This window comes from Polynucleobacter sp. MWH-CaK5 (assembly GCF_018687615.1).
Classification (GTDB): domain Bacteria; phylum Pseudomonadota; class Gammaproteobacteria; order Burkholderiales; family Burkholderiaceae; genus Polynucleobacter.
Map to the genome: position 1 here is coordinate 1,639,360 of NZ_CP061299.1, position 12,282 is coordinate 1,651,641.

A 12,282-nucleotide genomic window follows, 5' to 3' on the forward strand; every position below is an offset into this window, starting at 1 on the left:
TCGATCAAGCCTTTAACAAGTCCAAATTCTTAGCGATTGCCAAAGTGGTTTCAGCCTGATTCAGGCTGTAGAAATGCAAGCCTGGAACACCCGCAACACGCAATTGATCACACAAGTCCGAGACCACATCCAAACCAAATGACTTGATCGATGCAGAGTCGTCACCAAATGACTGTAGACGCAAACGAATCCAGCGAGGAATCTCTGCACCACAAGCATCAGAGAAGCGTAACAACTGAGTGCTATTCGTGATCGGCATGATGCCTGGAACGATTGGTTGATCAACGCCTAACTTATAGGCCTCATCCACAAATCTGAAATAAGCATCACTGTTGAAAAAGTATTGGGTGATGGCTGAGTCTGCACCCGCCTTCATCTTATTAGCAAACATCAAGATGTCATCACTCATTGATTTCGCCTGAGGATGCATCTCTGGATAAGCCGCTACCTCGATATGGAAATGACTGTCAGTTTCTGAGCGAATAAATCTGACCAACTCTTCAGCATGATGAAACTCTCCGTATTGACCCATGCCAGAAGGCAGGTCGCCACGCAAAGCCACAATGCGACGAATACCGATGTCTTTGTATTGCTTCAGTAGCTCACGAATCTTTTCTTTTGAACTGCCCACACAAGAAAGATGAGGCGCGGCCTCTTGGCCTGCCTCATGGATTTCTTTAACGGTCGACAAAGTACCGTCTTGTGTTGAGCCGCCTGCACCAAACGTTACAGAAATAAATGTTGGCTTAAGCGCTGCGGATAACTGCTCTCTAACAGAGCGAAGCTTGGCAGCTCCCTCTTCTGTTTTTGGTGGGAAAAACTCAAGGCTTAATTCCATGTCATTCATTCCTGATCACGTTTTTAATAACGGTATGTTTCAGGCTTGTAAGGGCCTTCTTTTTTCACGTTGATGTAGTTAGCTTGTTGCTCTGACAATTCAGTGAGCTGAGCGTTCAGTTTCTTCAACTGCAAACGAGCCACTTTCTCATCAAGGTGCTTAGGCAATGTGTACACGCCCACTGGATACTTAGTGGTGCCAGCAGATTGCCACAACTCGATTTGTGCAATCGTTTGGTTGGCAAATGATGAGCTCATCACGTAAGACGGGTGACCTGTACCGCAACCCAAGTTAACCAAGCGACCTTTTGCCAAAATGATGATGCGCTTTTCTGGTTGACCATTGCTTGCAGGGAAAATCACGTGATCCACTTGTGGCTTGATCTCTTCCCACTTGTACTTCTCAACACCAGCGATATCGATTTCATTGTCAAAGTGACCAATGTTACAAACGATGGCTTGGTCTTTCATTTTTGCCATATGGTCATGAGTGATCACATGGTAGTTACCTGTTGCAGTAACAAAGATGTCTGCCTTATCTGCAGCGTAGTCCATGGTCACAACACGGTAGCCTTCCATGGCTGCCTGAAGTGCGCAAATTGGATCAACTTCTGTCACCCATACTTGAGCTGACAAGGCACGCAAAGCTTGTGCTGAACCCTTACCCACGTCGCCATAACCAGCAACCACAGCCACCTTGCCCGCAATCATTACGTCTGTGGCACGTTTGATACCATCGACCAATGATTCACGGCAACCATACAAGTTATCAAACTTGCTCTTAGTCACTGAGTCATTCACGTTGATCGCTGGGAACTTTAATTCGCCCTTAGCGTGCATTTGATACAAGCGATGCACACCTGTTGTGGTTTCCTCTGTCACGCCTTTTACTTTCTCAAGACGAACTGAATACCAAGTTGGGTCAATTTTTAATTTGGCTTTGATCGAAGCAAACAACACTGTTTCTTCTTCGCTCGTTGGGTTGTTCAATACTGACAAATCTTTTTCAGCTTTTGTACCCAAGTGCAACAACATCGTGGCATCGCCGCCGTCATCCAAAATCATGTTTGAGTAGCCACCATCTTGCCATTCAAAAATACGGTGCGTGAATTCCCAGTATTGCTCAAGCGTCTCGCCTTTGATCGCAAACACTGGTGTACCGTTTGCAGCAATCGCAGCGGCTGCGTGATCTTGTGTTGAGAAAATATTGCAAGACGCCCAGCGCACTTCAGCACCAAGAGCTTCTAATGTTTCAATCAAAACAGCTGTTTGAATTGTCATGTGCAAAGAGCCAGTGATGCGAGCACCGCGCAAAGGCTGGCTAGCAGAAAACTCTTCACGAATCGCCATCAAACCAGGCATTTCAGTTTCGGCGATGATAATTTCTTTGCGACCCCATGCAGCCAATGAAATATCGGCGATGGCGCAATCTTTAAGCATATTTAAATCAGCAGGTTTGTTCATATCCACTCCAAGCTAGTAAGGAAGATCATGGAGGGCAAATAAAAAAAGCCCGCCAACCAATCACTTCACAGGTTAGCGAGCGTCGTTGCTAAAGGCCTGGGGCCTTCCTCTAAGCCTAGGGTGTTTAAGACTTAGAGACTTAAACACCTCGCAACGCTCCTTAGAGATTTCGCAAAATTATAAACCAGCAGCGGCCCTTAAGGCTGCAGCCTTGTCTGTGGCTTCCCATGTGAACTCAGGCTCTTCACGGCCAAAGTGACCGTAAGCAGCTGTTTTGCGGTAGATTGGACGCAACAAGTTCAACATTTTCACGATGCCCTTTGGTCTTAAATCAAAGTGAGCACGCACTAACTCAGCAATCTTCTCATCTGAAATCTTGCCTGTGCCATAGGTGCTGACCATCACAGAGGTTGGCTGAGCCACGCCAATCGCGTATGAAATCTGCACCAAACACTTGCTGGCCAAACCAGCGGCCACGATGTTTTTAGCCACATAACGACCCGCATAGGCAGCTGAACGATCCACTTTCGATGGGTCTTTGCCTGAGAAAGCACCGCCGCCGTGAGGGGCTGCACCACCGTATGTATCAACAATGATTTTGCGTCCTGTCAAACCGCAATCACCCTGTGGTCCACCGATCACAAAACGACCCGTTGGGTTCACCAAGTACTTGATTTCGCCTTTGATCAATTCTTTTGGAAGTACTGGCTTGATGATTTCTTCAATCACAGCTTCACGAAGCTTCTCTAAAGAAATATCTGGAGAGTGCTGAGTAGACAAAACAATCGTGTCAATTGAATCTGGCTTGCCATCAACGTAACGCAAAGTCACTTGTGACTTTGCATCTGGGCGCAACCAATTCAAACGACCATCACGACGCAAATCGGCTTGACGCTCCACTAAGCGGTGTGACAAATGAATTGGTAAAGGCATTAATTCTGGGGTTTCATCAACCGCATAACCAAACATCAAACCTTGGTCGCCAGCACCTTGATCAAGACCATCGTCATGGGCTTTATCAACGCCCTGAGCAATGTCTGGACTTTGCTTGTCATAAGCCACCAACACTGCGCAGCCTTTGTAATCAATACCGTACTCAGTATTGTCGTAACCGATTTGACGAATGGTGTCTCGTGCGACGTGGATGTAATCAACGTTCGCTGTTGTGGTGATTTCACCTGCAAGAACAACCAAGCCAGTGTTGCAAAGAGTCTCTGCAGCTACACGTGCGGTTGGGTCTTGGGCCAAAATGGCATCAAGAATTGCATCAGAAATTTGATCAGATACTTTATCTGGGTGGCCTTCAGAAACTGACTCTGAGGTAAAGAAATAATTGTTCGCCATGAATGCTCCTTAGTTAAATAAGCGACAACACGTGCCGAGTATTACTAAGTGCGGCGACGCTTTAGCGGATATTTTGAATTCGCCCCGCAAGTTGTCTTAACTCGGCGAATAGCCTAAATTCTATAACATTCTCACTTTTGATGGCAAACCTGTATATTTACCCCTATGACGAGCACAAGATTACGCTTCACCAAAATGCATGGCGCAGGCAATGATTTCATTGTCTTGAATGGCATATCTCAGGACCTTTCTGGCATCACCAAAGAGCAGTGGGCAAGACTTGCCCATCGTCAATTTGGCATTGGTGCTGATCAAATCCTTTTGGTAGAAAAGCCAACCGTGGCTGAGGCAGAATTTCGCTACAGAATATTTAACTCTGATGGCGGTGAAGTCGAGCAATGCGGCAATGGGTCTCGTTGCTTTGTTCGCTTTGTGAGAGACAAGGGTTTGACCAAGAACAAAACAGTCAAAGTACAAGTGGCTCACACCATTCTGTCTCTGACTGAAAATGACGATGGGCAAGTCACAGTCAACATGGGTGCCCCCATCCTATCGAATGAAGCGATTCCTTTTAACTCTTCAGCTCTTCAAGAAAAAGTTGAAGGTGGGACGAACCTATATCAACTCGAACTGTCTGATCATGCTGTGTGGATCAATGCCATCTCTATGGGCAATCCACATGCCGTGCAAATTGTGCAAGATCTTGATACTGCCCCCGTTGCAAAAGATGGTCCGCAGATAGAAAAACATGTGGCATTTCCGAAGAAGGTGAATGCTGGCTTCATGCAAATTCAGAATCGCCACGAAATCAAACTGCGCGTCTTTGAAAGAGGCTCAGGAGAAACCTTGGCCTGTGGAACCGGTGCGTGCGCAGCGGTTGTGTCTGGCATTTTGAGAGGCCATCTGGACTCTCCAGTGACGGTTCATACACGCGGTGGAGATCTGAGCATTGCATGGGACAGCGCTTCATCAATGCAACATCCGGTCATGATGACCGGACCCGCTCAAACTGTTTTTGAAGGCGAGATCACTCTCGACTAAGCGTTAGCTTAATGACATTAAACGCCGTACTGATCTCGGTAGGCCTTCACAGCTGGTAAGTACTGTTGCAATTCTTTGCTTTGGCTTGACTCCAAAAAACTCATCAAGCTTGCTAGATTTGCAATTGATACCACTGGCATACCAAATTCTTTTTCTACGTTTTGAACAGCCGAGCTATCAGCGATCTCAGTCGCCGTGCCAGCTCTTTCCATGCGATCCAAAGCAATCAAAACAGCCGCCGGGTTTGCGCCCGCGTGACGAATGATGTCAACCGATTCGCGCACCGAAGTGCCTGCAGAAATCACATCATCAATGATCACCACTCGACCTTTTAATGGTGCACCCACCAAAGTGCCGCCTTCACCATGATCTTTGGCCTCTTTGCGATTAAAACAAAACGGCACTGGACGCCCCATGCCAGCCAAGGCAACAGCAGTCGTGGCCGCCAAAGTAATTCCTTTATAGGCTGGGCCAAACAACATATCAAACTGAACACCTGAGTTAATCAATGCTTTGGCATAAAACTCACCCAAAGCTTTGAGGAGTGCGCCATCATTGAAACCACCGGCATTAAAAAAGTAAGGAGATAATCGACCCGCTTTTGTTTTAAATTCGCCAAAAGCTAACACTTTGGCATCTAAGGCAAAATGGATAAATTCGTTTTTAAAGTTTTCTTGATTGGAAGTCATAACCGAGATGTTACGCATCATTACCGCCAACCTCAATGGTATTCGTTCAGCAGCTAAAAAAGGTTTCTTTGAGTGGGCCAATACTCAAAGCCCTGACATCCTTTGTATTCAAGAGCTTAAGGCTCAAGAAGCTGATTTAGACAGCGCCTTGATGAACCCCAATGGCTATCATGGATTTTTTCAATACGCCCTCAAAAAAGGCTATAGCGGCGTTGGGCTTTATTCAAAAAAAGCACCTGACAGCATCAAAATTGGTTTTGATGATGGCGAGTTTGATGCCGAAGGTCGTTATGTTGAGGCAAGGTTTGGCAATCTGATTGTTATTTCCGCTTACTTTCCTTCGGGCTCGAGTGCCCCTGAGCGTCAAGAAGCCAAATTCAGATTTCTTGATCTGTTCATGCCCCACATCAAAAAACTGAAATCAGAAGGCCTAGAAATTGTTCTTTGTGGCGACATCAACATTGCCCATAAAGAAATCGACTTAAAGAATTGGAAAGGCAATCTTAAAAATTCAGGCTTCACACCTGAAGAGCGCGAATGGATGACGCAACTGTTTAGTGAAGCAGGTTTCATGGATGTGTACCGACTCCTCCACCCCAACACCGAAGACGAATGCTACACATGGTGGAGTCAAAGAGGTCAAGCTTATGCAAAAAATGTGGGCTGGAGAATTGACTACCAAATTGCAACTCCTGGAATTGCCAAGAAAGCACAACGAGTTGAAATTTATAAAGGTGAAAAATTCTCTGATCACGCCCCGCTGATCATTGACTACGAAGGCGTATAAATCTTAAGGCTTGTAGTTGGGTAATTTATCAACGGTGGTATTTTTGGCGCGCGCATACAAAAATAAAGCCTCGTTGATATTTCTTTGAATTTCATAAATTCGACTATCACCCGATGGATGCGTAGAAAGCCACTCTGGCTGCTTGTCTTTTGATAGCTGACCCATCTTTTGCCACAAAGAAATTCCTGCGCGCGGATCATAGCCAGCCCTAGCAGCAATATCCATACCAACCAAGTCAGCATCTCTTTCATCAGCTCTTGAAAAACTCAAGCCTAAGATTTGCAGGCCCTGGCCCAAAGCTTGCCCACCCAGATTACCCAAGCCCAAAGCTGAAGATAAAACGCTGGCACCTAAATTACTCAACTGTGCTTTAGCGATTCTGTCTCTGGCGTGCTCGCGCAAAGCATGGGCAATTTCATGGCCCATGACAGTCGCAACTTCATCATCATTTAACTTGAGCTTTTCTATGATGCCGGTATAAAAAGCAATCTTTCCACCAGGCATACAAAATGCATTCACCTCATCAGAAATGAATAAATTAACTTCCCACTTCCAAGCCTGAGATTCTGGATTCCAGGCATAGGCATGCGGCAATATCTTTTTCGAAATCGCACGCAAACGAATCACTTGCGGATGATTGTCAGGTGCCAAGGCATTTTTTTGAGAGGCCTTTTGCTTCATGGTGTTATATTGCTTGGTGGCAGACGCCTCCAGCTGACTGGCAGGAACCATGTCCTTTAAGCTCGAGCTATTACCAACTCTCACGCCATCGGTCGGACCGGTTTGCCTTGAGGAACTGCTGCAAGCTCCCAACAAAGCAATCAGAGAAAATAAAAAATATCTTTTAAAATTTAAAGAAATCAACACAGTCATCTGATCACGCAGTTTTTTCAAATGGAGATTTTTTTTCTTCACGCCATGGTGCAATCTTAGGCAACAACATCAAACCAGGCAATGCCAACACAACGCAAATAATGAAGAAGTTGGTCCACCCCGTGAATTCAACAATGTAACCAGTCAATGCATTGATAAAGGTTCGCGGCACAGCTGATAAGCTGGTGAACAAAGCAAACTGAGTGGCCGTGAAGCGCGGATTGGTCTCTAAAGCAAGATACGCCGTGAATGCGGCTGTTCCAAGACCTGCCGTGATTGCCTCAAAACCAATCACCCATGACAAGACCCACAAATCAGGGCCTGATTGAGCAAGCACCACAAAACCAAAAGTGGCCACCGCCTGCAACACACCAAAAATCCACAAGCCTTTATTGACGCCCGTTTTTAACATCCAATAAGCGCCAAGGATTCCTCCTAGGATGCTGGCCCAAAGACCTGCATTTTTGGCAACGATGCCAATTTCAGTTCGGGTAAAACCAAGTTCAATATAAAAAGGCGTGGCTAAAGCACTCGCCATAGAATCACCCAGCTTATAAAGAAAAATAAATAACAAAATTAAAGCGGCGTGCTTCCAACCAGAGCGATGAATGAACTCCTTAAAAGGTTCAATCACTGCCTCTTTCATGGTCAGCGGCGGAGGGCCGTACTCTCTTGGCTCTGACACCAACAGCGTTGTCAAAATACCTGGGAGCATGAATAAGCCAGTGATAAAAAACACCCAATCCCAAGTGATGATGTCTGACAAAATCAATGAAAGTGATCCGGGCACCAGTGTTGACAACTTATAAGCATTCACAAAGAGCGCTGTACCAGAACCCATTTGACCTTCGGTCAACCATTCGCGTCGATGAGCATCAACCACGATGTCTTGGCTTGCGGAGAAGAAAGCAACAATCGATGCTAAAAAAACCACGATCCAAATTTCAGTGCTGGGATTGAATTGACCCATCAAGATCACAGCCAGCATCACAGCAATTTGTGTCACGACCATCCAACCGCGACGGCGCCCCAAAAATGGCAACTTGAATCGATCCATCGCCGGAGCCCACAAGAACTTCCATGTGTAGGGCATGCCGACCAAGGCAAACAAACCAATGGCTTTTAAATCGACGCCCTCACTTTTTAACCATGCTGAAAGCAGGTTATAAAGAATGAACAAAGGCAGTCCACTAGAAAACCCTAGAAAAATACAAACAAGTAATGCTTTGGTTCTACTTGGCCCGACGTGCACGATAGACTGCAAGGCTTCCCCTCAGGTTAGGCAAAAATTCCACAGACTGTCCGTCATGGAAAACCACGCGATCAAGTAATTCAAGACCAACCGCTGGTGCTAAAGCTTCAAAATCAGCAATCGTTAAAACTCTGACGTTGGGCGTGTCGTACCATTGGTATGGCAGCGACTTAGAAACTGGCATTCTGCCCAATAAAACTGCTGAGCGATGTGACCAATGACCAAAGTTAGGGAATGAAACCACACATTCTTTTCCGACCCTGGCAATTTCACTCAAGATCCTGGCTGTTTGATGAATCGTTTGTAATGTTTGCGAGAGGATCACTTTGTCAAAGCTTTGATCTTCAAACAAAGCCAAACCACCTTCAAGATCCTGCTGCACAACATTCAAACCTTTTTGCGCACAAGCCAAAACTTTGTCATCAGCCAACTCAACGCCATACACATGGGCTTGCTTGGCTTCTTTTAAGTGGTGCAATAAGCTGCCATCACCACAGCCAACGTCCAACACCTGAGAGCCGGGCTCTACCCATTTCGCAATCGCGGCAAAATCTGAACGCATCATGATTGAAGCTCCTGGGCAATTTGCTCAAAGTAGGCTCTTACCAAGTTGTGATATCGAGGGTCTTCTAATAAGAAGGCATCGTGACCATGAGGCGCATCAATCTCGCCATAAGTGACATCCAACTTGTTGTCCAACAATGCTTTAACAATTTCACGACTGCGCTCTGGCGCAAAGCGCCAATCGGTTGTGAAACTCACCACCAAAAACTTGGCAGCAATATTTTTCATGGCTGCACTGAGATTATTGGCAAAAGCTTTTGCCGGATCAAAGTAATCCAAGGCACGAGTGATCAGTAGATAAGTATTTGCATCAAAATAATCTGCAAACTTCTCGCCTTGATATCTCAAATAACTTTCAACTTCAAACTCAACATCAAAATTGAAGTTGTATTCATCAGAATCGCCATCGGCTCGTCTTAATTCACGGCCAAATTTTTCAGCCATGTCATCGTCTGACAAATAAGTGATGTGGCCAATCATGCGTGCCACTCTCAAGCCACGGCGCGGCTTGACATCATGAGCGTAGTAATCACCCCCATGAAAATCTGGGTCGCTCAAAATCGCACTGCGAGCCACTTCATTGAAAGCAATGTTTTGTGCTGATAGCTTAGGCGTTGATGCAATCACAATGCAGTGACCAATGCGCTTTGGATACATCATGCTCCAAGCCATGGCCTGCATGCCGCCAAGGCTGCCACCCATCACTGCAGCAAATTTATCAATTTGAAAATGATCGGCCACGCGTGCCTGGGCATTAACCCAGTCCTCAACCGTCACAACCGGGAACGATGCGCCGTATGGCTTGCCTGTTTCAGGGTTCACACTCATCGGTCCCGTAGAACCAAAACATGAACCCAGATTATTAACACCGATCACAAAAAATCGATTTGTATCAACTGGCTTGCCAGGACCGACCATGTTGTCCCACCAACCCACATCATTTGGATTGCTCGCACTGACACCCGCCACATGGTGAGAAGCATTGAGCGCATGGCAAATCAGAATGGCATTACTTTTTTTGGCATTTAACTGCCCGTAGGTCTCAACCATCAAGTTGTAATCAGCAATACTTGCCCCACTTTGCAACTTCAATGGTGTTGCAAAATTAAGTACTTGAGGCGTTACAAGCCCTAGACTCATGCTGAGAATAAAACTCTCATTGGTAACTCGTTAAATTCAGTCGGCGACTTCTTAAAGCCACTTCTTGCGTAACGATGCCAGCGACCCACCACATAGCTCATCATCATGGCTGCTCTGGCGCTCACTTCTTGACCGTCTGAAGACTGCGTCAAGCGGCCCTGAGTTTGCGCAATGCGCAAAGATTGTTTCAATGAAGATTCAATGCGTTCAAAAATCTGCAAGATTCTTTCTTGCAAACGCTCATCTTCAAGCCATAAAGCATCGCCCAATAACACCCGAATCATTCCTGGGTTCTTTTCTCCAAAACCCAATAACAACATCAAAATTTCTTGAGCTTGGCGATCACCTGCTTCTTCACGCTCTGTGATTTGATTGATCAAGCCAAAAATAGTTTGTTCAATAAAAGCAATCAGCCCCTCAAACATCTGCGCCTTGCTAGCAAAATGTCGGTACAAAGCTGCTTCAGAAACCTCTAGCTTTGCAGCCAAAGCAGCAGTGGTCACGCGATCACCCTTTGGGCTTTCTAACATTTCTGCCAATACTTGCAAAATTTGTATTCTTCGCTCGCCCGGGCGAGGACGTTTACGAACTGGAGCCGATGCTGTGCTCTCGGCTTCGTCAGAGATGGGCATTTGATTAAATGGTGAGTTCATTTGAGTTTTTGCCAACTTTTAAATAAGTGATGCATTGATTGTACTTCCAGAGACACGCTTCCTCGATTTTGAGTGTAAGCCCTAACATGTCTTTTAAACCATACGGTCTTTATGCCCAATTTTGAATACTCTAGCAAATGACCCAATGTGTCATCCACCAAAATCGCTCTTTGAGGCGCGCATCGGTACTTATTCAAGAGTCTTTTGAGCATCAAGTGATCGGGTTTGGGTCGCCATTGTTGATGAAGCTCCATATCTTCGACGGCCTCTATCGCTTTGAAGCAACCCATGAGGCCCAGCTCCTTCAAAACCTTCAATGCATAGGCTTTTGGGGCATTGGTGAGTATGATTTTTTCGCCAGGCAAACGATTCAATATCTGCCGAAGGCCTTTTTCACCACGAACCATTCCTGAGAGATCTTGCAAATGCTTGCCGCTGACCTCGTTAAAGAGGTGGGTTTCACGCAAAAAATGGTGTGGATCAACCGCATGATGTTTGACCAAGCCCAACAATGTTGCGCCATACATGCGCCAGTAATGGTCTCTTAATTGACTGGCAGATTGGGTGTCTAAATTTAAATGACGAGCCACATAGCTCGTCATTGCATGATTGATAGAAGGAAAAATTGCACTTGATGCATCGTGCAAGGTGTTATCTAAATCAAATAACCATAAAGGTTGGCGCATGCCAATCTCAATTAGCTCAATGAGATCGGATCATCGTACCAAAAGCTTGCTCGGTCAGAATTTCCAAAAGCAAGGAATGTTCGATTCGGCCATCAATGATGTGAACTGAATTAACACCACTCTTAGCAGCGTCTAATGCTGAAGAGATCTTTGGCAACATGCCGCCAGAAATTGTGCCGTCCGCAAACAAGCCATCAATTTCTCTGGCAGTTAAATCAGTCAACAGATTGCCGCTCTTGTCCATCACACCAGGGATGTTGGTCATCATGACCAATTTCTCGGCCTTCAGAATCTCAGCCATCTTACCCGCCACCAAGTCAGCATTGATGTTGTACGCCTGGCCATCTTCACCGAAACCAATCGGTGAGATCACTGGAATGAAAGCGTCATCTTGCAAGGCTTTTACAACCGCAGGGTTGATCGAATCAATTTCACCAACAAAGCCGATGTCTAGCATCTCACCTGGCTTTTCTTTATTTGGGATCATCATTTTGCGCGCATGAATCAAACCGCCATCTTTACCCGTCAAGCCAACTGCCTGGCCGCCAAAATGATTGATCAGCATCACGATGTCTTGTTGCACTTCGCCGCCAAGAACCCACTCCACAACTTCCATGGTTTCTTCATCGGTCACGCGCATGCCCTGAATAAAAGTTCCAGCCTTGCCAACTTTTTTCAAAGCATCGTCAATTTGTGGACCACCGCCGTGCACCACCACAGGATTCATGCCCACCAATTTCAACAAAATCACGTCACGAGCAAAACCTTCTTTTAGACGATCTTCAGTCATGGCGTTTCCGCCGTATTTGATAACAATGGTTTTGCCATGGTACTTCTTAATGTACGGCAAAGCCTGTGCCAAAACCTCGGCTTTGACTGCAGGGGAAACGTCTTTAAGTTCAGCTAGTGGTGTGCTCATGCGCGGATTGTAAGATCAGTTGCCATGCTTGGC

The 12,282-nt window shown here is 45.9% G+C and carries 13 protein-coding genes and 1 riboswitch; of the genes, 2 read left to right on the forward strand and 11 right to left on the reverse strand.

Features of this window, described 5'->3' with window-relative positions:
- Positions 1-4: 4 nt before the first annotated feature.
- The 3 genes from metF to metK form a co-directional block, all read right to left on the reverse strand.
- Positions 5-847 carry a methylenetetrahydrofolate reductase [NAD(P)H] gene (gene metF / locus GQ367_RS08275; RefSeq protein ID WP_215290489.1) on the reverse strand — a complete coding sequence of 281 codons (843 nt, stop codon included), beginning with the start codon at positions 845-847 and terminating at the stop codon, positions 5-7.
- Positions 848-861: 14 nt separating this feature from the next.
- Positions 862-2,301: an adenosylhomocysteinase gene (gene ahcY, locus GQ367_RS08280; RefSeq protein WP_215290490.1), complete on the reverse strand. Its 1,440-nt coding sequence runs from the start codon at positions 2,299-2,301 to the stop codon at positions 862-864.
- Positions 2,302-2,371: 70 nt separating this feature from the next.
- Positions 2,372-2,469: riboswitch (S-adenosyl-L-homocysteine riboswitch) on the reverse strand.
- Positions 2,470-2,478: 9 nt separating this feature from the next.
- Positions 2,479-3,645: a methionine adenosyltransferase gene (gene metK / locus GQ367_RS08285; RefSeq protein ID WP_215290491.1), complete on the reverse strand. Its 1,167-nt coding sequence runs from the start codon at positions 3,643-3,645 to the stop codon at positions 2,479-2,481.
- A gap of 165 nt (positions 3,646-3,810) precedes the next feature.
- Here metK and dapF point away from each other — a divergent pair, with 165 nt between their 5' ends.
- Positions 3,811-4,686, forward strand: a complete 876-nt coding sequence (dapF, locus tag GQ367_RS08290) for a diaminopimelate epimerase (RefSeq protein ID WP_251370161.1) — start codon at positions 3,811-3,813, stop codon at positions 4,684-4,686.
- Between the two features lie 17 nt (positions 4,687-4,703).
- Here dapF and pyrE read toward each other — a convergent pair whose 3' ends face one another.
- The gene (pyrE, locus tag GQ367_RS08295) at positions 4,704-5,375 is read right to left on the reverse strand and encodes an orotate phosphoribosyltransferase (RefSeq protein ID WP_215291936.1); all 672 of its coding nucleotides are present in this window, start codon (positions 5,373-5,375) and stop codon (positions 4,704-4,706) included.
- A 7-nt stretch (positions 5,376-5,382) separates the two neighbouring features.
- Here pyrE and GQ367_RS08300 point away from each other — a divergent pair, with 7 nt between their 5' ends.
- Positions 5,383-6,162 (forward strand): exodeoxyribonuclease III, encoded by a 780-nt coding sequence (locus tag GQ367_RS08300; RefSeq protein ID WP_215290492.1) that lies wholly within the window; start codon positions 5,383-5,385, stop codon positions 6,160-6,162.
- A 3-nt stretch (positions 6,163-6,165) separates the two neighbouring features.
- Here GQ367_RS08300 and GQ367_RS08305 read toward each other — a convergent pair whose 3' ends face one another.
- Genes GQ367_RS08305 through argB form a run of 7 tightly spaced genes read right to left on the reverse strand, consistent with a single transcriptional unit; the run spans position 6,166 to position 12,249 of the window.
- Complete coding sequence (locus GQ367_RS08305) at positions 6,166-7,056, reverse strand: M48 family metallopeptidase (RefSeq protein ID WP_251370162.1); 891 nt, start codon at positions 7,054-7,056, stop codon at positions 6,166-6,168.
- Complete coding sequence (locus tag GQ367_RS08310; RefSeq protein ID WP_215290493.1) at positions 7,040-8,299, reverse strand: AmpG family muropeptide MFS transporter; 1,260 nt, start codon at positions 8,297-8,299, stop codon at positions 7,040-7,042. The genes GQ367_RS08305 and GQ367_RS08310 overlap by 17 nt, the downstream gene beginning before the upstream one ends.
- Positions 8,268-8,852 (reverse strand): methionine biosynthesis protein MetW, encoded by a 585-nt coding sequence (metW, locus tag GQ367_RS08315; protein WP_215290494.1) that lies wholly within the window; start codon positions 8,850-8,852, stop codon positions 8,268-8,270. The genes GQ367_RS08310 and metW overlap by 32 nt, the downstream gene beginning before the upstream one ends.
- Complete coding sequence (locus GQ367_RS08320) at positions 8,849-9,991, reverse strand: homoserine O-acetyltransferase (RefSeq protein ID WP_215290495.1); 1,143 nt, start codon at positions 9,989-9,991, stop codon at positions 8,849-8,851. Before GQ367_RS08320 ends, metW begins: the two co-directional genes overlap by 4 nt.
- Entirely contained in the window at positions 9,988-10,644 is a 657-nt protein-coding gene (slmA, locus tag GQ367_RS08325) for a nucleoid occlusion factor SlmA (protein WP_215290496.1), read from the reverse strand. The genes GQ367_RS08320 and slmA overlap by 4 nt, the downstream gene beginning before the upstream one ends.
- A complete protein-coding gene (locus GQ367_RS08330) occupies positions 10,641-11,330 on the reverse strand; it encodes a pyrimidine 5'-nucleotidase (protein WP_215290497.1) in 690 nt (229 codons plus the stop codon). The genes slmA and GQ367_RS08330 overlap by 4 nt, the downstream gene beginning before the upstream one ends.
- Positions 11,331-11,346: 16 nt before the next feature.
- Positions 11,347-12,249: an acetylglutamate kinase gene (gene argB, locus GQ367_RS08335; RefSeq protein WP_089514903.1), complete on the reverse strand. Its 903-nt coding sequence runs from the start codon at positions 12,247-12,249 to the stop codon at positions 11,347-11,349.
- Between the last annotated feature and the right edge of the window lie 33 nt (positions 12,250-12,282).

What these genes read in the sequence shown, in the direction of transcription:
- metK (WP_215290491.1), bottom strand. Translation starts at nt 3,645, where the DNA reads ATGGCGAACAATTATTTCTTTACCTCAGAGTCAGTTTCTGAAGGCCAC.
- GQ367_RS08300 (WP_215290492.1), top strand. Translation starts at nt 5,383, where the DNA reads ATGTTACGCATCATTACCGCCAACCTCAATGGTATTCGTTCAGCAGCT.
- GQ367_RS08330 (WP_215290497.1), bottom strand. Translation starts at nt 11,330, where the DNA reads ATGCGCCAACCTTTATGGTTATTTGATTTAGATAACACCTTGCACGAT.
- metF (WP_215290489.1), bottom strand. Translation starts at nt 847, where the DNA reads ATGAATGACATGGAATTAAGCCTTGAGTTTTTCCCACCAAAAACAGAA.
- metW (WP_215290494.1), bottom strand. Translation starts at nt 8,852, where the DNA reads ATGATGCGTTCAGATTTTGCCGCGATTGCGAAATGGGTAGAGCCCGGC.
- GQ367_RS08320 (WP_215290495.1), bottom strand. Translation starts at nt 9,991, where the DNA reads ATGAGTCTAGGGCTTGTAACGCCTCAAGTACTTAATTTTGCAACACCA.
- pyrE (WP_215291936.1), bottom strand. Translation starts at nt 5,375, where the DNA reads ATGACTTCCAATCAAGAAAACTTTAAAAACGAATTTATCCATTTTGCC.
- slmA (WP_215290496.1), bottom strand. Translation starts at nt 10,644, where the DNA reads ATGAACTCACCATTTAATCAAATGCCCATCTCTGACGAAGCCGAGAGC.
- dapF (WP_251370161.1), top strand. Translation starts at nt 3,811, where the DNA reads ATGACGAGCACAAGATTACGCTTCACCAAAATGCATGGCGCAGGCAAT.
- argB (WP_089514903.1), bottom strand. Translation starts at nt 12,249, where the DNA reads ATGAGCACACCACTAGCTGAACTTAAAGACGTTTCCCCTGCAGTCAAA.
- ahcY (WP_215290490.1), bottom strand. Translation starts at nt 2,301, where the DNA reads ATGAACAAACCTGCTGATTTAAATATGCTTAAAGATTGCGCCATCGCC.